Origin of the sequence: Nocardia wallacei (genome assembly GCF_014466955.1) — a bacterium.
Classification (GTDB): Bacteria; Actinomycetota; Actinomycetes; order Mycobacteriales; family Mycobacteriaceae; genus Nocardia; species Nocardia wallacei.
Genome location: NZ_AP023396.1, coordinates 4897799 through 4917287 on the forward strand (window position 1 = coordinate 4897799; position 19489 = coordinate 4917287).

General features: G+C 72.7%; 20 protein-coding genes. 19 read left to right on the forward strand and 1 reads right to left on the reverse strand.

What is annotated here, in order from left to right; genetic code table 11:
* The first annotated feature begins 228 nt into the window (after positions 1–228).
* From NWFMUON74_RS21540 to NWFMUON74_RS21605, 14 genes are all read left to right on the forward strand, one after another.
* Positions 229–1221 (forward strand): glycosyltransferase, encoded by a 993-nt coding sequence (locus NWFMUON74_RS21540; RefSeq protein ID WP_197987083.1) that lies wholly within the window; start codon positions 229–231, stop codon positions 1219–1221.
* A complete protein-coding gene (locus NWFMUON74_RS21545; RefSeq protein WP_187683640.1) occupies positions 1218–2453 on the forward strand; it encodes a glycosyltransferase in 1236 nt (411 codons plus the stop codon). The genes NWFMUON74_RS21540 and NWFMUON74_RS21545 overlap by 4 nt, the downstream gene beginning before the upstream one ends.
* Positions 2454–2464: 11 nt before the next feature.
* Positions 2465–3448 carry an NAD-dependent epimerase/dehydratase family protein gene (locus tag NWFMUON74_RS21550; protein WP_187683641.1) on the forward strand — a complete coding sequence of 328 codons (984 nt, stop codon included), beginning with the start codon at positions 2465–2467 and terminating at the stop codon, positions 3446–3448.
* Between the two features lie 46 nt (positions 3449–3494).
* Complete coding sequence (locus NWFMUON74_RS21555; RefSeq protein ID WP_187683642.1) at positions 3495–5117, forward strand: carbamoyltransferase family protein; 1623 nt, start codon at positions 3495–3497, stop codon at positions 5115–5117.
* A 3-nt stretch (positions 5118–5120) separates the two neighbouring features.
* Positions 5121–6653, forward strand: a complete 1533-nt coding sequence (locus NWFMUON74_RS21560; protein WP_187683643.1) for an HAD-IIIA family hydrolase — start codon at positions 5121–5123, stop codon at positions 6651–6653.
* Complete coding sequence (locus tag NWFMUON74_RS21565; RefSeq protein WP_187683644.1) at positions 6650–7684, forward strand: glycosyltransferase family 9 protein; 1035 nt, start codon at positions 6650–6652, stop codon at positions 7682–7684. The genes NWFMUON74_RS21560 and NWFMUON74_RS21565 overlap by 4 nt, the downstream gene beginning before the upstream one ends.
* Positions 7681–8298 (forward strand): D-sedoheptulose-7-phosphate isomerase, encoded by a 618-nt coding sequence (locus NWFMUON74_RS21570; protein ID WP_187683645.1) that lies wholly within the window; start codon positions 7681–7683, stop codon positions 8296–8298. Before NWFMUON74_RS21565 ends, NWFMUON74_RS21570 begins: the two co-directional genes overlap by 4 nt.
* A complete protein-coding gene (locus NWFMUON74_RS21575; RefSeq protein WP_187683646.1) occupies positions 8295–9668 on the forward strand; it encodes a PfkB family carbohydrate kinase in 1374 nt (457 codons plus the stop codon). The genes NWFMUON74_RS21570 and NWFMUON74_RS21575 overlap by 4 nt, the downstream gene beginning before the upstream one ends.
* Positions 9669–9712: 44 nt before the next feature.
* A complete protein-coding gene (locus tag NWFMUON74_RS21580; RefSeq protein ID WP_187683647.1) occupies positions 9713–10411 on the forward strand; it encodes an SDR family oxidoreductase in 699 nt (232 codons plus the stop codon).
* Entirely contained in the window at positions 10402–11346 is a 945-nt protein-coding gene (locus NWFMUON74_RS21585) for a glycosyltransferase family 9 protein (RefSeq protein ID WP_187683648.1), read from the forward strand. Before NWFMUON74_RS21580 ends, NWFMUON74_RS21585 begins: the two co-directional genes overlap by 10 nt.
* Positions 11336–12637, forward strand: coding sequence for a UDP-glucose dehydrogenase family protein (locus NWFMUON74_RS21590; RefSeq protein WP_187683649.1), 1302 nt, complete (start codon positions 11336–11338; stop codon positions 12635–12637). The genes NWFMUON74_RS21585 and NWFMUON74_RS21590 overlap by 11 nt, the downstream gene beginning before the upstream one ends.
* 78 nt (positions 12638–12715) lie before the next feature.
* Entirely contained in the window at positions 12716–12901 is a 186-nt protein-coding gene (locus tag NWFMUON74_RS21595; RefSeq protein WP_187683650.1) for a DUF2795 domain-containing protein, read from the forward strand.
* Between the two features lie 47 nt (positions 12902–12948).
* Positions 12949–13815: a glycosyltransferase family 2 protein gene (locus NWFMUON74_RS21600; protein WP_232110502.1), complete on the forward strand. Its 867-nt coding sequence runs from the start codon at positions 12949–12951 to the stop codon at positions 13813–13815.
* Positions 13812–14708, forward strand: a complete 897-nt coding sequence (locus NWFMUON74_RS21605) for a glycosyltransferase family 2 protein (protein ID WP_187683651.1) — start codon at positions 13812–13814, stop codon at positions 14706–14708. The genes NWFMUON74_RS21600 and NWFMUON74_RS21605 overlap by 4 nt, the downstream gene beginning before the upstream one ends.
* A 7-nt stretch (positions 14709–14715) precedes the next feature.
* Here NWFMUON74_RS21605 and NWFMUON74_RS21610 read toward each other — a convergent pair whose 3' ends face one another.
* Positions 14716–14853, reverse strand: coding sequence for a hypothetical protein (locus tag NWFMUON74_RS21610; protein ID WP_187683652.1), 138 nt, complete (start codon positions 14851–14853; stop codon positions 14716–14718).
* Positions 14854–15006: 153 nt separating this feature from the next.
* Here NWFMUON74_RS21610 and NWFMUON74_RS21615 point away from each other — a divergent pair, with 153 nt between their 5' ends.
* The 5 genes from NWFMUON74_RS21615 (at position 15007) to NWFMUON74_RS21635 (ending at position 19485) form a co-directional block, all read left to right on the forward strand.
* Positions 15007–15231, forward strand: a complete 225-nt coding sequence (locus tag NWFMUON74_RS21615) for a DUF6480 family protein (RefSeq protein WP_187683653.1) — start codon at positions 15007–15009, stop codon at positions 15229–15231.
* A gap of 118 nt (positions 15232–15349) precedes the next feature.
* Positions 15350–16420, forward strand: coding sequence for an asparagine synthase-related protein (locus NWFMUON74_RS21620; protein WP_187683654.1), 1071 nt, complete (start codon positions 15350–15352; stop codon positions 16418–16420).
* A gap of 116 nt (positions 16421–16536) precedes the next feature.
* A complete protein-coding gene (locus tag NWFMUON74_RS21625; RefSeq protein ID WP_187683655.1) occupies positions 16537–17364 on the forward strand; it encodes a hypothetical protein in 828 nt (275 codons plus the stop codon).
* Positions 17361–18002: a hypothetical protein gene (locus NWFMUON74_RS21630; protein WP_187683656.1), complete on the forward strand. Its 642-nt coding sequence runs from the start codon at positions 17361–17363 to the stop codon at positions 18000–18002. The genes NWFMUON74_RS21625 and NWFMUON74_RS21630 overlap by 4 nt, the downstream gene beginning before the upstream one ends.
* Before the next feature lie 238 nt (positions 18003–18240).
* Positions 18241–19485, forward strand: a complete 1245-nt coding sequence (locus NWFMUON74_RS21635) for an MFS transporter (protein WP_187683657.1) — start codon at positions 18241–18243, stop codon at positions 19483–19485.
* Positions 19486–19489 lie beyond the last annotated feature (4 nt).

Sequence of the window (19489 nt, forward strand, 5' to 3'; positions counted from 1 at the left end):
GTAGCAACCACGGCGGCCGCTCCGGGACGATCCCACCTCGCCGGGCTCGGCAACGCCGTCCGGCGAGGTTTTTGCGCGTACCTGCGGGGGTTTTTCGGCGCGCATCGAAGATTCGAGATCGACAAGTGGGTCGGTGCGACGTTTTCGACACGCCCGAGAGGGCAACCGCACAGCGTGACCGAATACGACGCAGGTTGTTTGCAGCCGCTCCGCATCCTGGTCTGGCACGTGCACGGGTCGTGGACCACGTCGTTCGTGCGAGGCGGGCACACCTATCTGCTGCCGCGGCTCCCGGAGGGCGGCCCGTGGGGCCGCGGGCGGTGCGGGCGGCCGTGGCCCGACTCGGCGATCGACGTCTCCCCCGACCTGCTGCGGGATATGGGCGTCGATCTCGTGATCCTGCAGCGGCCGCACGAACTCGAGCTGACCGAGCGCTGGCTGGGCCTGCGGCCCGGTATCGACCTCCCCGCGATCTACGTCGAGCACAACGCGCCCGGCGGCCCGGCCGCCTCGACCCGGCACGTGCTGGCGGACCGCACGGACATCCCGCTGGTGCACGTCACCCATTTCAACGAGGTGATGTGGGACAACGGGGTCTGCCCGACCACGGTCGTCCGGCACGGGATCGTCGATCCCGGGTACCGCTACAGCGGCGCGCTGCCGCACGCCGTGACGATGATCAACGAGCCGGTCCGCCGGATGCGCGTCACCGGCACCGATTTGCTCGCACCACTGTCGGCCGCCGCGCCCATCGACGTCTTCGGCATCGACACCGACGATCTGCACACGGCGCTCGACGTACCGGCGAGCCGCGTCCGCGGGCTCGGCGATCTCGAGCAGGCGTCGCTGCACAGCGCGGTCGCGCGGCGGCGGGTGTTCGTGCACACGCCACGGTGGACCTCGCTCGGGCTGTCGGTGCTGGAGGCGATGCATCTCGGCATGCCGATCGTCGCGCTGGCGGCGACCGAGGCGGCGGCGACGTTCCCGGACGACGTGGGTGTCGTCGACGCCGACCCGCGCGTGCTCGCCGACGCGATCGGCGAGTTCGTCCGGGACCCCGAACGGGCCCGGGTGGTCGGATCGGCCGCCCGGCGTTGGGTTTTGGCCAACCACGGGCTCACCACGTTCCTGGCGAACTGGGATCACCTGCTCGGCGAGACGTTTTCGGGGCATGCCGCGCAGCGACTCGCATCCGTCGACAGTTGGGAGTACGCACCATGAAGATCTCGATGGTTTCCGAACACGCCAGCCCGCTGGCCGCGATCGGTGGCGTCGACGCCGGCGGACAGAACGTGCATGTCGCGGAGCTGTCGGCCGCGCTGGTGCGGCGCGGCGCCGAGGTCACCGTGTACACCCGGCGCGACGACCCGGCGCTGCCGGATCAGGTGGACACGCCCGACGGCTACCGGGTGGTGCACGTCCCGGCCGGACCGCCCGGCCCGCTGCCCAAGGACGAATTGCTCCCGTACATGGGCGAATTCGGGGAATGGCTGCGCGAGCGCTGGTTACAGGATCGGCCCGATGTCGCGCACGCGCATTTCTGGATGTCGGGGATCGCCGCCGAGCAGGCCGCGCGGCAACCAGCGGTACCCGTAGTGCAGACCTTCCATGCCCTCGGCGTGGTCAAGAAGCGCTATCAGGGGCAGGACGACACCAGCCCGGAGTGCCGCATCCGCGCCGAGCGCATGGTCGCGCAGAATGCCGCCCGGGTAGCGGCGACCTGCAGTGACGAGGTGTTCGAGCTGGCGCGGCTGGGACTGCCGACCACGCGGGCATCGGTGGTGCCCTGCGGGGTGGATCTGCGTCGTTTCGTTCCCGGCCCGCGGCCGGAGCGGGCCGCGGGCCACCGATTGCTCGCCGTCGGAAGGCTGGTGCCGCGCAAGGGTTTCGACACCGCCATCCTGGCGCTGCCCGAACTCCCCGGCGCCGAACTGCTCATCGCGGGCGGCTCACCCAGCGGCGGACTCGAGGACGACGCCGAGGCCGAGCGCCTGCGCGATATCGCGCGGCGGTGCGGCGTCGCCGACCGGGTGCGGCTGCTCGGCCCGGTGTCGCGCGACGACATGCCCGCCCTGATGCGCTCAGCCGACCTGGTGCTGTGCACGCCGTGGTACGAGCCGTTCGGCATGGTGGCGCTGGAGGCGATGGCCTGCGGCACGCCCGTGGTGGCCTCCGCCGTCGGCGGCCTGCTGGACACCGTGCTGGACGGAGTGACGGGACGCCTTGTGCCGCCGCGGGATTCGGACCGGCTGGCCGAGACGGTGGCGGAGATCCTCGCCGACGACGAGCAGCGCGCGGCCATGGGACACGCGGGACACCGCCGCGCCCGCTCGCGGTACTCCTGGGATCGCATCGCCGCCGACACCCTGCGCGTCTACCACAGCGTCCAGCCGACCGCCGTCCTACCCGACACCGTGGCGCGCACCGCCGTCGCCGGGCGGACCAAGTCGTGAAAGGCCGAGATATGAACAGCAGCTACACATTCCGCCGCGCGGTCGTCACCGGGTGCGCCGGATTCATCGGCGCGCACCTGTGCCGGGCGCTGCTGCGACGCGGCACGGCGGTCGTCGGGCTGGACAACTTCGCCACCGGCGACCCGGCCAATATCGAAGAGCTGGACGGCCATCCGAGTTTCCGGTTCCTGCGCTGCGACGTGACCGAACCGCTCCCCGAGATCGGGCCGGTCGACCTGGTCGCGCATCTGGCCTCCCCCGCCTCCCCCGTCCACTACGCCCGCCTCGGGGTGCAGACGCTGAAGGCGGGCGCGGACGGCACGGCGGCGGCGCTCGAGCTGGCCCGCCGCCACGGCGCCCGCCTGCTGCTCGCCTCGACCAGCGAGGTCTACGGCGACCCCGCCGAACACCCGCAGCGCGAAAACTATTGGGGCAACGTCAATCCCGTGGGCCCGCGCAGCGTCTACGACGAGGCGAAACGGTACGCCGAAGCGCTGGTGTCGGCGTATCGCCGCGAGGGTCTGGCCGACACCACCATCGCCCGGATCTTCAACACCTACGGACCGGGCATGCGCGCCGACGACGGCCGCATGGTGCCCGCCTTCATCGAGCAGGTGCTGGACCGGAAACCGTTGACCATCAACGGCGACGGCGAACAGACCCGCTCGCTGTGCTACGTCGACGACACGGTTCGCGGACTGCTCGCCCTGGCCGAATCCGGGCATCCGGGCCCGATGAACATCGGCAATCCGGAGGAGATGACGGTCAACGAGATCGCCGCGCTCATCCAGCGACTCGGCCGCGGCCGCTCCCCGATCCGGCGGCTCGACATCCCGATCGACGATCCGCGCCGACGATGCCCCGACATCGGCCTCGCCCGTGCGGAATTGGGCTGGGAGCCCACGGTCGACGCGGCGGAGGGACTGCGGCGGACGCTGTCGTGGTTCGCCGAGCGCCGGGAACGGACGTCGTTTACCGCGGTAACCGCCGGGTAGATCGCCGGTGGGCACGGCCCCTGCTAGCACCCACGGGAGGTGTTCGATGCGTGTACTGGGAATCAATGCCATATTTCACGATTCGGCGGCGGCGGTCGTCGTCGACGGCAAGATCGTGGCGGCCGCCGAGGAGGAACGGTTCAGCCGTCGCAAACACGGCAAACGCCCGGTGCCGTTCTCCGCGTGGGAGCAGCCCGCGCAGGCGGCGGCGTGGTGCCTCGCCGAGGCGGGCCTGACGCCCGGCGAGATCGACGCCGTCGGCTACTCCTACGACCCGAGCCAGGTGGATTACGGTCTGGGCGGGCTGGATCCGAGCTGGGAGCCGTTGCGCACCCAGTACGCCGAACGCGCCCCGCACTTCCTCGCGACGGCGCTGCCCGGACTCGACCCCGGGAAGGTGCGGTTCGTGCGGCACCACGTCGCGCACGCGGCGTCCTGCGGGCTGGCCGCGCCGTTCGGCGACGCCGCGGTGCTGACCCTGGACGGCCGCGGCGAGTCGACCTCGATGCTGGCGGGCGAATACCGCGACGGCAAGCTCGACGTGCTGGCCACCCAGTCGCTGCCGCATTCGCTCGGCCTGATGTACGAGGACCTGACCACCCATCTCGGCTTCGCGCGCTCGAGCGACGAGTACAAGGTCATGGCGCTGGCGTCGTACGGAACGCCGCGCTTTCTGAACACGCTGCGCGACAAGGTGTTCAGCACCGGAGACGGCGGATTCCGCACCGAGCCGATCGACTGGGACGACCTCGCGCCGCGGCGGGCCCCGGACGAACCGATGCGGCCCGAGCACGCCGACCTCGCGGCGTCGGTACAACTGCGCCTGCAGGAGGTGCTGCTGGAATTGTGCGGCTGGCTGCACTCGGCCACGTCGGCGGACAAACTCACCCTCGCGGGCGGCATCGCGCTCAACTGCGTCGCCAACACCGCGCTCTACGACGCCGGGCCGTTCGACGACGTCTGGGTGCAACCCGCCGCGGGCGACTCGGGTACGGCCCTGGGTGCGGCGCTGACCATCGCCGCCGAGGCGGGTGAGGCGATCGACCCGATGACCACCGCCGCACTCGGCCGCGGCTTCTCCGACGCCGAGATCGAGAAAACGTTGCGCGAGGCGCACATTCGCTACGAGCGGCCCGCCGATCTCGCGGGCACGGTCGCGGATGCGCTCGCCCGCAACGACATCGTCGCGTGGTTCCAGGGCCGGGCCGAATTCGGTCCGCGCGCACTCGGATACCGGTCGCTGCTCGCGCATCCGGGTTACGCGGCGAATCTGGAGCGGCTCAACGCCGTCAAGGGCCGGGAGCAGTTCCGGCCGGTCGCGCCCATGGTGCTCGCCGAGCGGGCGGCGGAGATCTTCGGCCGCGGACCGCTGCCCAGCCCGTACATGCTGTTCGTGCACGACGTCGATCCGGCGTGGCGCGACCGGCTGCCCGCGGTGACCCATGTCGACGGCACGGCCCGCATCCAGACCGTCGACCGGGCCGGCCATCCGCTGCTCGCCGACACCATCGGCCGGTTCGGCGACCGCACCGGGCTGCCCGTCGTGGTGAACACCAGCCTCAACACCGCGGGCCGTCCGATGGTCGATTCGCCGCGCGACGCACTCGAGTGTTTCGGCTCCGCGCCGATCGACCTGCTCGCCATCGGTCCGTTCGTGGTTCGGCGGTAACCCATGGCGAGCGCGGCACTCGATTACACGATCGTGATCCCCACCATCGGGCGCGCGGGGCTGACGGCGGTGCTCCGCGCCGTCGACCGGTCCCAGGGGCCGGCGCCCGCGGAGATCGTCGTCGTGGACGACCGCCCCCCGGACCGGGCCGGGCCGGACGCTCCACTTCCGTTGCCCGACGTGGGCATTCCGCTGCGCGTCGTGCGGTCCGGGGGCCGCGGTCCGGCCGCCGCCCGCAATGTCGGCTGGCGGTCGGCGCATTCGGAATGGATCGTGTTCCTCGACGACGACGTGGTGCCCGCGGCGGACTGGCGCACGCGCCTGGCCGACGACCTGACGCCGCTGCCGCCCGACGCCGCCGGATCCCAGGCCCGGATCTGGGTGCCGCTGCCCGCCGGTCGGCTGCCCACCGACGCCGAACGCGGCACCGCCGCACTGGCCACCTCGCGCTGGATCACCGCGGACATGGCGTACCGCCGGGCGGTGCTCGCCGAGGTCGGCGGCTTCGACGAGCGGTTCCGGCGGGCCTACCGCGAGGACTCCGATCTCGCGCTGCGCATCGTGCGGACCGGCAGGCACATCGCCGCCGGCGCCCGCGTCACCACCCACCCGCCCGCGACGGGTTCGCTGCTGTCCTCGCTGCGCGCGCAGGCGGGCAACGCCGACAACGCGCTGCTGCGGAACAAGTTCGGGCCGACCTGGCGGCAACAGATCGGCGAGGGCGGCGGGCGGCTGAGGCGGCACGCGGCCGTCACAGCGGCCGGGCTGGCGGCGGTGGCCTGCACGCTGCTCCGCCGGCGCGGACCGGCCGCCGCGGCCACCGCGCTGTGGCTCACGGGCACCACCGAATTCGCCGCGCGGCGCATTGCCGCAGGGCCGCGCACCCTGCCGGAGATCACCGCGATGGTGGTGACCAGTGTGCTGATTCCGCCCGCGGCATGCTGGCATCGGCTGCGCGGCGAGTGGCAGGTCGCGCGCCGGGCGCGCCGCCCGCGGCCGGTCGCCACGCCGCCGCTGGCACTGCTGTTCGACCGCGACGACACCCTTATCGTCGATGTCCCCTATCTGTCGGATCCCGCACTGGTGCAGCCGGTTCCGCGCTCGCGGCAGGTGCTGGACCGGCTGCGGGCGGCCGGGGTGCGGCTCGGTGTGGTGAGCAACCAGTCCGGTGTGGCGCGGGCGCTGATCTCCCCGGAACAGCTGCGGGCGGTGATGGATCGGGTGGAGGAACTGCTCGGCCCGTTCGACACCTGGCAGTTCTGCCCGCACCACGCCGACGACGACTGTGCCTGCCGCAAACCGAAACCCGGCCTGGTGACCGCGGCCGCGGCGGCGCTCGGGGTTCCCCCGCAGCGGTGCGTGGTCGTCGGCGACATCGGCGCGGACGTCGAGGCGGCGCTCGCCGCGGGCGCCCGCGCCATCCTGGTGCCGACGGCGAAGACGTTGCCGGAGGAGATCATTCGCGCCAAGTCGGCCGCGCTGGTCGCCCCCGACCTGGAATCGGCCGTCGAACTGGCGCTGGCGGGTGCGCGATGAGGCCCGGGCGGGTGCTGGCGGCGCGACTCGACAGCGCCGGAGACGTCCTGCTGTGCGGACCGGCGGTGCGCGCCCTCGCCCGGCACGCGGGCCCGGTCGTGTTCCTGTGCGGGCCTCGCGGGCGGGCGGCCGCCGAACTACTGCCCGGCGTCGCGGAGATCGTCGAATACCACGCGCCCTGGGTGGATCTCGAGCCGCCGGAACTGACCGAGGAGGCGATCACGGCGCTGATCGACCGGCTGCGCGCGCTGGACCTGGACGAAGCGGTGGTGTTCACCTCGTTCCACCAGTCCCCGCTGCCGCTGGCGCTGGTGCTGCGGATGGCCGGGGTGCGGCGTATCTCGGCGATCAGCGTGGACTATCCGGGCTCGCTGCTGGACGTGCGTCATCTGGTCGACGACGACATTCCCGAGCCCGAGCGCGCGTTGTCGCTGGCCGCCGCCGCGGGCTTCACCCCCGATCCGCAAGACGACGGACGGCTGCGAATTCGCCCGGCACTGCCCGATATTCGCGGCTTGGCGGGCGAACCCGGCTATGTCGTGCTGCATCCCGGCGCGGCGGTGCCCGCGCGGCGGATGTCGGCCGCGCGCAGCCGGTCGGCCGCCGCCGCGCTCGTCGCCGCCGGGCACCGCGTCCTCGTCACCGGCGCGCCGTCGGAACGGGAACTCACCGCCGAGGTCGCGGGCGCCGACGCCACCGATCTCGGCGGAAAGACCGATTTCGCGACCCTCGCGGCGGTGATGCGGCAGGCCCGCGCCGTGGTGGCGCCCAACACCGGCCCCGCCCATGTCGCGGCCGCGGTCGGGACGCCGGTCGTCTCGCTGTTCGCACCGGTCGTACCGGCCGCGCGCTGGGCGCCCTACGGCGTGCCGCACGTGCTGCTCGGCGACCAGCAGGCGGCCTGCGCGGGCAGCCGCGCCCGGGTCTGCCCCGTTCGCGGCCACCCCTGCCTCGACGGCATCTCCGATGACGAAATCGTCTCCGCCGTCAGGCGTTTGACGCGCACCCGAGGAAAGGACAGGACGCCATGACCGAATCCGGAGCCCCACCCGACACCACCGGCGGCGGCAGGCCCGCCGACTCGATCCGCGCCCATTTCGCCTCGCTCGCCACCGCGCTGGACGACAACGCGCACGTGGCCCCGCGCGTGCGGCGCTGGGGCGAGCAGCTCGCCGATATCTATGCCCGCGACGGGCGGCTGCTGGCGTGCGGGCACGGCGGCAGCGCCGCGGAGGCGCAGCACCTGACGGGCGAACTGGTCGGCAGATTCCGCGACGAACGCCGCCCGCTGTCGGCCATCGCCCTGCACGCCGACACCTCGGCGGGCACGGCGATCGTCAACGACTACGGCGCCGAACAGCTCTACGCCCGGCAGGTCGTCGCGCACGGCCGCCCGGGTGACGTGCTGATGCTGTTCTCCACCAGCGGCACCAGTCCCGCGGTGGTCGCCGCCGCCAAGGCCGCGGCCGACGTGGGCGTGCTCACCTGGGCGGTCACCGGACCCGCGCCCAATCCGCTGTCGTCGCTGTGCGACGACGCCATCGCCGTCGACGCGCCCAGCGTCGCCACGGTGCAGGAAATGCATCTGGTGCTCATCCACTCGCTGTGCGACGCGCTCGACACGGTCTTGGCGGTGACGCCGTGAGCCGGCCGCTGGTGATCGTCGGTGACACCCTGCTGGATGTCGATATCGACGGCACGGCACGGCGGTTGTGCCCCGAGGCGCCGGTGCCGGTCCTGGACGAGTCGCACCGGTCCGAGCGCCCGGGCGGCGCGGGGCTGGCCGCGATCCTGGCGCGCCGGGCTGCCGTCGAGCGCGTCGTACTGATCACCGCGCTCGGTACGGACGCGGCCGCCGATCGGTTGCGCGAGCTGCTGGCCCCGCAGGTCACCGTGCTGGCGCTGCCGCTGGTCGGCGACACCGTGTGCAAGACCAGGGCGCGCGCCGACGGCCAGTCGATCGTGCGCATCGACTCCGGCGACGGGCATGCCGCGGCACTGCCGCTCACCGACGAGATCCGTTGGGCGCTGCGCAATTCCAGCGCCGTTCTGGTGGCCGACTACGGCCGCGGCGTGGTGGCGAACCCCGAATTGCGCGAGTTGCTCGCCGACGCGGCCACCCGGGTGCCCGTCGTCTGGGACCCGCATCCGCGCGGCGAGCGGCCCGTGCCCGGCGTGCGCCTGGTCACCCCCAACCACAGCGAGGCGGCCGGTCTGGCACCCGACCACGAAACCGACGCCCGCGCCCGCCTGCTGGCGATGCGCTGGGGCGCCGACGCCGTGGCCGTCACGGTCGGGCCGGACGGTGCGGTCTGCTACGACCGGGGCACCGACACGACGCTGACCACGCCCGTCCCGTACTCGTTGCGCGTGGCGCCGGGCGCGGACACCTGCGGCGCGGGCGACCGGTTCGCGGTCGCGGCCGCGGCCGCGCTGGGGCGTGGTGAGCGGATACCGGAGGCGGTGCACGAAGCCGTCTGTGCCGCAGCGGCATTCGTCGGCGACGGCGGCGCACCGGCCGCGGCCGAACCGCCCGCCGACGACCGGCGCGACGATTCCGGAGACGATCCGTTCGCGCTGGCCGAGCGGGTGCGGCGGTCCGGCGGCCGGCTGGTCGCCACCGGCGGCTGCTTCGATCTGCTGCATCCGGGCCATATCTCGCTGCTGCGGCAGGCCCGCAGCCTGGGCGACGCACTGATCGTCTGCCTGAACTCCGACGAGTCGATCCGGGGCCGCAAGGGCGCCGACCGCCCGGTGGTCCCGGCACACGACCGGGCGCGCGTGCTGCTCGAGCTGTCCTCCGTGGACGCCGTCGTCGTCTTCGACGAGCCGACGCCGACCGGGCTGCTCGAGCGGTTGCGGCCGGACGTGTGGGTCAAGGGCGACGACTACGCGGGCAGCGACCTGCCCGAGGCCGACACGGTGCACCGGCACGGCGGCGAGATCGTGCTGGTGCCGGTGCTGCCCGGCTACTCGACCACCCGGCTCGTCGCCGCGGCCCGCGCGACGGCGTAACCCGTTCCGGCACATCTCATCTCACCACGACGAGAGGACCGATCATGAGCACGACCACTCCGCTGGGCAACGTCCTGATCACCGGCGGCGCCTCCGGACTCGGCGCGGCCACGGTCGCCGCGGTCCGCCGCGAGGGCGGCACGCCACTGGTACTCGACCGGCAGCCGCCCGCGGACGGCGTCGCCTACGAGCAGGTCGATCTGGCCGACTCCGAGGCCGCCGAGCACGCCGTGCGCACCCTCGTCGACCGTGCCGGCGGCACCCTCGACGGCGTGTTCACCGCGGCCGGCATCGACAGCTGCGGCGCGCTGGACACCGTCTCGACCAAGGACTGGGAACGGGTCGTGCACGTCAACCTGCTCGGCACGGCCGCGGTGGCCCGCGCGGCCCTGCCGTATCTGCGCGCCTCCCGGGGACGGCTGGTCACCTGCGCGTCCACGCTGGGACTGAAGGCGGTCGGCGACGCCACCGCCTACTGCGCGTCCAAATTCGGTGTCGTCGGCTTCACCCGCGCGCTCGCCGCCGAGACCGCGGGCGAGGTCGGGGTGACGCTGCTGGTGCCGGGCGGCATGCACACGGCGTTCTTCGACGACCGCGACGAGCAGTACAAGCCGCCGCCGGACGCCGTGCTGAACCGGCCCGAAAATGTCGCCGACACAGTGCTTTTCGCGCTGCGGCAGCCTGCGGGCTGCGAGGTGCGGGAGCTGGTGGTGGCGGCCTCGACGGAGAGTTCGTGGCCGTGATCCTGGTGCTGCGGGCGCTCGGCATCGGCGATCTGCTGACCGCCGTCCCCGCGCTGCGGGCGCTGCGCCGGGCGCGGCCCGGCGAGCGGATCGTACTGGCCGCGCCGGTCGAGCTGACCACGCTCGCGGAGCTGACCGGTGCCGTCGACGCCGTCCGCCCCACCGCCGGGCTCGGCGAGGACCTGCCCGCGGGGGCGGACCTCGCGGTGAACCTGCACGGCCGGGGCCCGCAGAGCATCGCGAGCCTGCTGCGCACCGACCCGGAGCGGCTGCTGACCCACCGGCACCGCGCGTATCCCGCAGTGCCCGGGCCGGATTGGGTCCAGGACATGCACGAGGTCGACCGCTGGTGCCGGCTGCTCGGGTACGCCGGCATCGACACCGACCCCGGTGATCTGTACCTGGATCCGCTCCCGTCGCGGAACTGGCGTGGCGTCGTGGTCGTGCACCCCGGCGCGGGATCACCCGCCCGGCGGTGGCCGCCGCAGCGGTTCGCCGCCGTCGCCCTGCATCTGCGGCGCGCGGGCCTGCCGGTGGTGCTCACCGGCTCGGCGGCCGAGCGGGAGACTGCGGTGGCCGTCGCCGCCGCGGCGGGCGTGCCGCGAAGCCACGTGCTCGCCGGGAAACTCGATCTGGCCGACACGGCGTCCCTGGTCGCCGCGGCGGCACTGGTGGTCTGCGGCGACACCGGCATCGGCCATCTCGCGACCGCCGTGCGCACGCCGTCGGTGCTGCTGTTCGGCCCGACCCCGCCACAGTGGTGGGGCCCGCCCGCGGGCTCGGCCCGGCACCGCGTGCTGTGGCCGGGGACCACCGGAGACCCACTCGGCGACGACCCCGACCCCGGACTGCTGCGCCTCACCGTGCCCGAGGTGGTCGCGGCCGTCGACACCCAACTCGCCTCGACCGCAATGGAGGCCGGCCATGTCGGATGAACGGATCGGTGTCGTCGGCACCGGATACGTGGGCACCACCACCGCCGCGGGCCTGGCGCACCTCGGCTGCACCGTGACGGCCGTCGACGTCGACGAGCGGTGCGTCGCACGACTGCGCCAGGGCCGCACCGACTTACACGAGCCCGACCTGGAACCACTGCTGCGCCAGGGCATCCGGGCCGGGCGGATGTCGTTCGACCGGCGGCTCGATCGGCTCACGGACGCCGGAATCGTCTTCGTGTGCGTGCCGACTCCGGCCACCCCGTCGGGCGCCGCCGATCTGAGCGCCGTGCACGAGGTGCTCGCGGGGCTGTTCGAGCTGCTCCGCCCGGGCTCGATCATCGTGCTCAAATCCACTGTGCCCGTGGGTACTACCCGCGCCGCCGCCGAGGCTGCCGAGCGCTACGGCCTGCGGGTCGCGAGCAATCCGGAGTTCCTGCGCGAGAGCCACGCGGTGTACGACTTCCTGCACGCCGACCGGATCGTCGTCGGCGCCGCCGACCCCGCCGTGGGCGCCCGGGTCGCGCGGCTGTACCGGGGACTGGAGTCCGCGGTGCAGATCGTCGACTTCGAGAGCGCCGAGCTGGCCAAGTACGCCAGCAACGCGTTCCTCGCGACGAAGCTGTCGTTCGTCAACGAGTTGGCGGAGTTGTGCGAAAAGGTCAGCGCCGATATCGAACTCGTCGGCGAATGCCTGGGCTCGGACCCGCGGATCGGCGCGGCGTTCCTGCGTCCCGGGCCCGGCTGGGGCGGTTCCTGTCTGCCCAAGGACACCCAGGCGCTGCTGCACGTGGCGCGCGACAAGCAGGTCTCGCTGGGCGTCCTGGCGGCGGCCGTCGAGGCGAACCACGCCCAGATCGATCGCGCCGTCGCGACGCTCGCGCACGCGGTCGGCCGGTCCGGCGGTTCGCTGGCGGGCGTGCGGGTGGCCCTGCTCGGCCTGACGTTCAAGGCGGGCACGAGCGACCTGCGTGACTCGCCCGCGCTGCGGCTCGCCGCCGCGCTGGTCGACCACGGCGCGGACGTCTGCGCCTACGACCCCACCGTGACACCCGACGACGCGCGGAAACTGCCGCTGCCCGGCGTCGTCCGGGTCGTCGACGACGCCTACGACGCGGCAGAGCACGCGGACGCGGTGCTGGTCGCGACCGAATGGCCGGAATTCGCCAAGCTCGACTGGCCCCGCCTCGGCGCCCTCTCGGACCGCCGCCTGGTCGTGGACACCCGCAACCTGCTCGATGCCGAGCGACTGGAGCGTGACGGTTTCACCGTGATCGGCAACGGCCGCTGAGCAGGCGCCGTTTGTGCGCCGGGCAACCGGGTACGGCGTGGGCGGCAGGCGAATACGAATCGACACGAAGGAGTTGCCATGAGTGAGCTCAACCCCATCGCGTTGCAGAAGGCCCTGCACGGCGTGAACTACCCCTGCGACCGGGACGGCCTCGTCGCGGCGGCGCGCAACAACGGCGCGGACCAGAACGTCGTCGGCACGCTGGAGAAGTTGCCGCGGCAGTCGTACAGCGGCCCCGACGCGGTCACCAAGGCGGTGTTCTGACCCTGTCCGGGGACACGGCCGCCGCGGCCGCCGGGTCCAGGACGACGGTGGTGATCGCGACCCGCAACCGGGCCGACGAACTCGCCACCACCCTGGATCGGCTCGCCGAGGCGGACCCGCAGCCGCCGGTGGTCGTCGTCGACAACGCGTCCGACGACCACACGGTGCGCGCCGCGACCGGTTTCCGCCGCCGATTCCGCGCGCTGGAGGTACTGGAACTGCCCGGCAACGAGGGCGCGGTGGCGCGCAATCACGGGGCCGTGCGCGCGGACACCCCATTCGTCGCGTTCTGTGACGACGACGCCTGGTGGGCGCCCGGCGCGCTGCCCACCGCGGAGCGCCTGTTCGACCGGCACCCGGAGCTCGGCCTGCTGGCGGGACGCACCTTGGTCGGGCCGGAACAGCGCGAGGATCCGGTCAATCGGCTGATGCACGAGAGCCCGCTGGGCACGGACCCGGGAGCGCCCGGACCCTCGGTGCTCGGCTTCCTCGCGGGCGCGGCCATCGTGCGGCGCGAACCGTTCCTCGCCGCGGGCGGCTTCTCCCCCGTCCTGCACTTCGCCGGTGAGGAAACCCTGCTGGCCTACGACCTCGCCGCGGCGGGCTGGCTGCTGTGCTATTCGCCGGATGTCGTGAGCCGGCACATGCCCTCGGCCTGGCGAATGCCCTCGCGCGCCCGCCGCGATCTCGAGAAACGCAATGCCGTCCTCACGACCCTGATGCGGCGGCCCGCGCGCGAATGCGTGCGCGAGCTGGCCGCCGTCGGCTGGTCGGCGGTGCGCCACCCGAGCAGCGCGCAGGTGGCGCTCGGCGTGGCCGCCCGGCTGCCCCGGGCGCTGCGGGAACGACGGCGGCTGCCCGGCCACGTGGAGTCGCAGATCGCGCTGTTGCGCGACGGAAAGGAATCGTCATGACGGGACCGAGGGTGAGCACGGTGATCATCACGCACAACCGCCGCGACGAATTGCGGCGGACCCTGCGGCACATGACCCGGCTCGTGGACTGCGGCCCGATCATCGTCGCGGACAACGGTTCCGGTGACGGCACGGCGGCCATGGTGCGCCGGGAGTTCCCGCAGGTGCGGCTGCTCGCGTTCGCGGACAACCTCGGCGCGATCGCCCGCAATCGCGCGGTCGAGCAGGTGACCACGCCCTACGTGGCGTTCTGCGACGACGACACCCGCTGGCAGCGCGGTGCGATGACCCGCGGCGCCGACCTCCTCGACACCTACCCGGAGCTGGGCTCGGTCACCGGGCGATGTCTCGTGGCGCCCGGCCTCGAGGAGGACCCGCTCACGCCCGAACTGCGCGACTCCCCCGTCGCCGCGCCGGTCTGGATGCCCGGCCCCGCGCTGCTGGGCGTGATGGCCGGCCTGTCGATCTTCCGGGTCTCGGCGTTCCGCGAGGTCGGCGGGTTCTGCGAACGGATGTGGCTCGGTGGCGAGGAGGAGTTGCTCGCGCTGGATCTGGCCGCGGCGGGCTGGTGGATGATGTGGGAGGAGGACATGATCATCCACCACGAGCCGTCCGTCAGCCGCGACGCGACGCGACGGCGGCAGCTCGGCATTCGCAATACGCTGTGGACCCTGTGGCTGCGCCGCCCGGTCCGCAGCGCCGTGCGCCGCACTCGCGCGGTGCTGGCGGGTGCGCCGAAGGACGCGGCCACACTCGGCGCGGTGCTGGAGGCGGCCGCCTCGCTGCCCTGGGTGCTGCGCCATCGCAAGGTCGTGCCCGAGCACGTCGAGGCCGGGCTGTTGCTGCTCGAGGAACCCCAATCACGTTCCCGCGCACGGCGTTACATCGGCTGACCCGATGTCAGATGTCGGCCTTGCGGCTGCCCTCGTTGCCCATGATCTGCGGCGGGTCCTCGGCGCTGCCGGACGCCTTCTTCCGCCGGATCAGCACGATGGCGACGAGCACGGGAATCACCAGCAATATCAGCAGGAATTCCATAATCGGCCACACCTTTCCGCTGGAGTACGAGCAGCAACCTATCGGCGAGCTACCCGGCGCACGCGGGTCCAAACCGCCGCGCCGGGGTGTTGCCGATGCCCGGCGGGGTAGGACGCAGAGACAGCTGTCGTCGAATCGAAGGGATGTGCCGCCATGTCCATGGATCCCGATCCCGACCGTGTCCCGGACCTGGAGCAAGGCGGTGGTGTGCGCCCCGGCGCGACCCCGCCCGACACTCCGCAGACGTCCGGGCTGTCCGCTCCCGAACCGCGCACGCGGCGTGCGTTCCCGCCGACCGGCATCGCCATGATCGCCGTCGTCGTCGCGGTGGTGATCCTGTTTCTCGGCATCGCCATCGCCCTGCTGGCGACGCTCTGATCGCCGGGCACACCGCGTGTGGCGATGACCACGCTGCCGGTCGCGCGCGAATCCGGCATGCTGGACACGGGCTCGCTGCGCCGGGCGCCACGACATCCCCGACGACTGGTGAAACACCTTGCGACACAGCCCGCCCAGGTCCCCGGCCGCCCACGGCTCGCCGTGCCGCGAGTTCGGATATCCGCGGCCCGAGTCGCCGCCGCAGACCAGCACACCGATCGAGTTCGTGGCCGATCTGCTCGGGGACATCGCGACGCCGCGTCCGCAGGCCCGCACGCTGGCGGACCCGCACGCGGCGGCGGAGGTGATCGCGGCGGAGACGCGGTCGCGGGTGCGTGCGGTCTGCGAGGCATTCCCCGGAAAACCGGTGATCCTGCTCAGCGGCGGAGTGGATTCGATCTATGTCGCGGCCGTCGCCGCGGCGCTCGGCCACGCGCCGCACGCGGTCACCATCGTGACCGCCGAAGCCTCCGACGAGACGAACGCGGTCGCGGCGGCCACCGCGCTGGGACTCACGCACGAGGTCATCCGGCTCTCGCACGACGAGGTCGTCCGCCTGGCGCAGCAGACCATGGCACGGCTGGGCACCTCCGAGCTCTGGGAGGTCACCGCCGGAATCCCGCTGCTCGCCGCCCGCCGCGGATTCGGCGGCGATATCGGCCCGATCCTGTCGGGCAGCGGCGCGGACGCCATCTTCGCCGGTGGCCGCGCGCTCACCCAGCCTGTCGAATCCCTTTCCGCCCGAGCCGAACTCGACACAATCGTGCGCGCCGAATCCGCCGCCAACTTCCGTCGCGACCGGCTGGTGCCGCACTTCTACCCCGCTCTGCTCGACGAGTACGCCGACCGGCTGGTCCACGTGTTCCAGACCGTCCGATGGTGGCGCGTCTCCGAAACCCTCGCCCCACCCGCCCTGTTCGGCGACAACGACGGCGTGCGCTTCGACAAACTCGCCCTCCGCATCGCCTGTGAGAAGCAATTGCCCTCCGGCGCACAGCATCTCGCGTGGGCGGTGAAATCCCCCATCCAGCGTTCGACCGGGCTGACCGCGGTGCTGTTCGCGGCGGCGCGCGCCTACAGCGCGCGCCTGCCGGGAGCGGCTACCTATACCGACCCGCTGACCGAGGCGCCGGAAGCAGTGGCGACCCGGCTGTATCTCGCCGCGCTGCACCGCATGATCACCGGCTGACGCCGCCGCACCCGCGAAAACAGGTAGCGGGGTACTCGTGCCCGCGGCTCGCGTGCGGCCGAGTCTGGATACCGCGCGCGGATCAATTCTCGGCGATCGGCGCGCCGGAGGTGGTCATGAGCAGCGCGATGCGAGCGTTCCTCGGCACGCTGGCTGCGGCGGGAATTCTCGGTGCGACAGCGGCGGCGGCCTGGTCGACGCCCACGCCGATCCCGCCCAGCAGTCCGGTGGAGTCGTGCGCCACGAACCCCAGTGCGGTCGGGCAGATCTGTGCGCGCCCCGATCCCACCCTCTCGATCCCGTCCAGAGCCGAACGCGGCACCCAGGTCACCGTGTCGGGCGAGAACTGGCGGTGTATCACGGCCCAGGTCTCGCCGAGCTGGTCGGGGGCGGTACAGACCGCGATGGTCGACCAGGGATCGTTCGCGGTCTCCCTCCCCGTCGGCGCCTCGGTCGAGCCGGGCTCCTACGCCGTCCAGGTCTCCTGTGGCGGGTATTCGGCCGCCGCGCCGATCACGATCTTCGCGCCGCGGGTCGAGATCACGACGCCGACGACGACCACCCGGCCGCCGGTGACCACGCGCAAACCCGTGACCACCGAACCGACGACCGCGATCACCACACCGCCCACCGGCGTGGGGACGACCGGCGAGCAACCGTCGATCGCCGCGCAGCCGGTCGATATTCCCGAGGCGGACAACGATATCGGCGGTCCGCTCGTCGTCGTGCTGCTGATCGCCGTCGTGGTCGGGGCGATGCTCGTCGCCTGGTGGCGCAGGCGCGTGGCCCGTACCCCGCGCGAACCGCACCCGCCCCGCGTGCGCGTGCGGGTGGCCGCCGACGCGAACCCGTATCTCCGGGTTCGCGAACTCACCGGCCCAGCTGTTCGAGTCCGGCTCAGCGCGGGTGAGCCGACCGTCTGCGTGAAAGAGGTTTCGCGATGACCGATCCCCCAACGATCACGGCCCGCACGGTGCTCTTCGGGTACGCCGCGCGCGAGGTCGTCGAGCGCGAGCTGGGCGAGCGGCTCCGCGACAGCGGTGTCGACGATGTGGCGTTGCGCCGCGCGCCCGTGGCGACCGCGATGCTGCGCGCCGCGGCGCTGCACGAGATCGCCAGGGCCGTGGACGGTTTGCTCGGAGTCGACATCGGCGGCGTCGCGGTCGCGGGCTGGCGGCGATACGAGCAGCTACGTGACGCGGCGCTGCGGACCAGGGCGGGCGGAACCGAACAGGTCGAGCTGTTCGAGCACGAGATCGTGCGGACCTGCCGCCCACGCCTCGACATCACCGTCGACGGAAACACGGTGGGCGAGTTCGTCCTCGAACTCGGCGCCACGCTGGTGTTGCGGCCCCTCACCGCCACCGTCCGCGACGGTCGGCTGGCCGCGCTCGGTCCGGGCGACTGCACCGTCACGATCGCGATCCTGGTCCCGGAATTCGGTCCGGTCCTGGAACGCGAACGCGCCTTCCCCGTCGGAATCATGATCGACCTGCGGCGCCCGATCCCACTCCTCGGTCTCCACCATTTCCCGCCGCCGCAACGCGTGCCGGGGCCGGTGATACGACAGCCGAACGGCTGAACGCCGCTCGAAAGGCATTCTGCCCGAGCACTTCCGGCCTACCAGCGCGGCCGGGCCCTGGGACCTCCGTTCCGGGCGAGGGTCGGCGTGCTGCTGGGGTCTCGCCCGCCGCCACCTGGCCGTACAACCCCCGGTTGTGGCGAGCCGGGCGGACGGTTGTTTGACCCGGCCACGGGCGGTCGGCTTCGATGTCGGCTCGACGCAAGGTGGTTCGGAGCGAATGGAGCCGGCGCGGGTGATGCGGGACAGGCAGTCGCTGGGGCGGCAATTCGGGTGGCTCTGGGCCGCGTACGTGGCGAGCGCTGCCGGGACGTGGCTGGCCTTCGACGCGTTCGCGTTGATCGCGATCCAGGTGTTGCACGCGGGTCCGAGCGAGGTGTCGGGGCTGGCGGCCGCGGGCCTGGCGGTGGGGGTGGTGGTCGCCCTGCCGCTCGGCCCCTGGGTGGAGTTCCGGCGCAAGCGGCCGGTGATGATCACGATGGACCTCATCCGGTTCGCGGTGCTGATGAGCGTGCCCGCCGCGTACTTCCTCGGGCGGCTCACCTTCGTCCAGTTGCTGATCGTGTCGGTCGTGGTGGCCGCGGCCGACATCACCTTCACCGCGGCGAGCGGCGCCTGCCTGAAAACGCTGGTGCGCCGGGAGGATCTGCTGGTGGCCAACGGGCGGTTCGAGTCCACGAACTGGACCGCGACCATGCTCGGACCGCCACTGGGCGGCGTCGCCGTCGGGCTGTTCGGACCGGTGGTGACCGTGGTCGCCAACGCCATCAGTTTCCTGCTCTCCGCCGCAGGGATTCGCGCGATCAGCAAGGACGAGCCGCGCCCGGCGCGCGTCGAGGGACACCGGCTGCGCGCCGCCGACCTCCTCGAAGGCTGGCGCTACCTGCTGACCCACCCGACCCTGCGGCCGCTGCTGTGCAACGCGGTCCTGGTCAACGGCCTGATCATGGCGACCCAGCCGCTGATGGCGGTCCTCATGCTAGGGCACCTCGGGTCCGCGCCCTGGCAGTACGGGCTCGCGTTCGCGGCGCCCTGCCTCGGCGGCCTGGTCGGTTCCCGGCTCGCCCGCCGGCTCGTCGCCCGCTACGGGCAGTACCGAATCCTGTTCGCGGCCGGGGCTTTTCGCGTGTGCTGGCTGATCGGGCTGTTGTTCGTCGGTCCCGGTCTGCCCGGGCTGGTCCTCGTCGTCGCGGTCGAACTGGGCCTGATCACCTGCTGCGCCGTCTACAACCCGGTCCTGGCCACCTACCGCCTCGGCCAGGTCCCGAACGATCGGGTCGCCCGCGCCCTGTCCGCCTGGTCGATCGCGACCAAAACCGGCATCGCCACCCTGACCGCCCTCTGGGGCCTGCTGGCCACCGTCACCACGCCCCGCACCGCGATCGCCGCCGCGGGCTTGCTGATCCTCGCCACCCCGCTGCTGCTTCCCCGCTCGGCCGCACGGCCCGAACCACATCCGGAGCCGGTTCGAACCCACGCGTGAAAGA

Excerpts from the sequence above, each read along its gene's own strand:
- NWFMUON74_RS21545 (WP_187683640.1), top strand. The coding sequence starts at position 1,218 with ATGAAGATCTCGATGGTTTCCGAACACGCCAGCCCGCTGGCCGCGATC.
- NWFMUON74_RS21550 (WP_187683641.1), top strand. The coding sequence starts at position 2,465 with ATGAACAGCAGCTACACATTCCGCCGCGCGGTCGTCACCGGGTGCGCC.
- NWFMUON74_RS21555 (WP_187683642.1), top strand. The coding sequence starts at position 3,495 with ATGCGTGTACTGGGAATCAATGCCATATTTCACGATTCGGCGGCGGCG.
- NWFMUON74_RS21560 (WP_187683643.1), top strand. The coding sequence starts at position 5,121 with ATGGCGAGCGCGGCACTCGATTACACGATCGTGATCCCCACCATCGGG.
- NWFMUON74_RS21565 (WP_187683644.1), top strand. The coding sequence starts at position 6,650 with ATGAGGCCCGGGCGGGTGCTGGCGGCGCGACTCGACAGCGCCGGAGAC.
- NWFMUON74_RS21570 (WP_187683645.1), top strand. The coding sequence starts at position 7,681 with ATGACCGAATCCGGAGCCCCACCCGACACCACCGGCGGCGGCAGGCCC.
- NWFMUON74_RS21580 (WP_187683647.1), top strand. The coding sequence starts at position 9,713 with ATGAGCACGACCACTCCGCTGGGCAACGTCCTGATCACCGGCGGCGCC.
- NWFMUON74_RS21590 (WP_187683649.1), top strand. The coding sequence starts at position 11,336 with ATGTCGGATGAACGGATCGGTGTCGTCGGCACCGGATACGTGGGCACC.
- NWFMUON74_RS21595 (WP_187683650.1), top strand. The coding sequence starts at position 12,716 with ATGAGTGAGCTCAACCCCATCGCGTTGCAGAAGGCCCTGCACGGCGTG.
- NWFMUON74_RS21605 (WP_187683651.1), top strand. The coding sequence starts at position 13,812 with ATGACGGGACCGAGGGTGAGCACGGTGATCATCACGCACAACCGCCGC.
- NWFMUON74_RS21610 (WP_187683652.1), bottom strand. The coding sequence starts at position 14,853 with ATGGAATTCCTGCTGATATTGCTGGTGATTCCCGTGCTCGTCGCCATC.
- NWFMUON74_RS21615 (WP_187683653.1), top strand. The coding sequence starts at position 15,007 with ATGTCCATGGATCCCGATCCCGACCGTGTCCCGGACCTGGAGCAAGGC.
- NWFMUON74_RS21625 (WP_187683655.1), top strand. The coding sequence starts at position 16,537 with ATGAGCAGCGCGATGCGAGCGTTCCTCGGCACGCTGGCTGCGGCGGGA.
- NWFMUON74_RS21630 (WP_187683656.1), top strand. The coding sequence starts at position 17,361 with ATGACCGATCCCCCAACGATCACGGCCCGCACGGTGCTCTTCGGGTAC.
- NWFMUON74_RS21635 (WP_187683657.1), top strand. The coding sequence starts at position 18,241 with ATGCGGGACAGGCAGTCGCTGGGGCGGCAATTCGGGTGGCTCTGGGCC.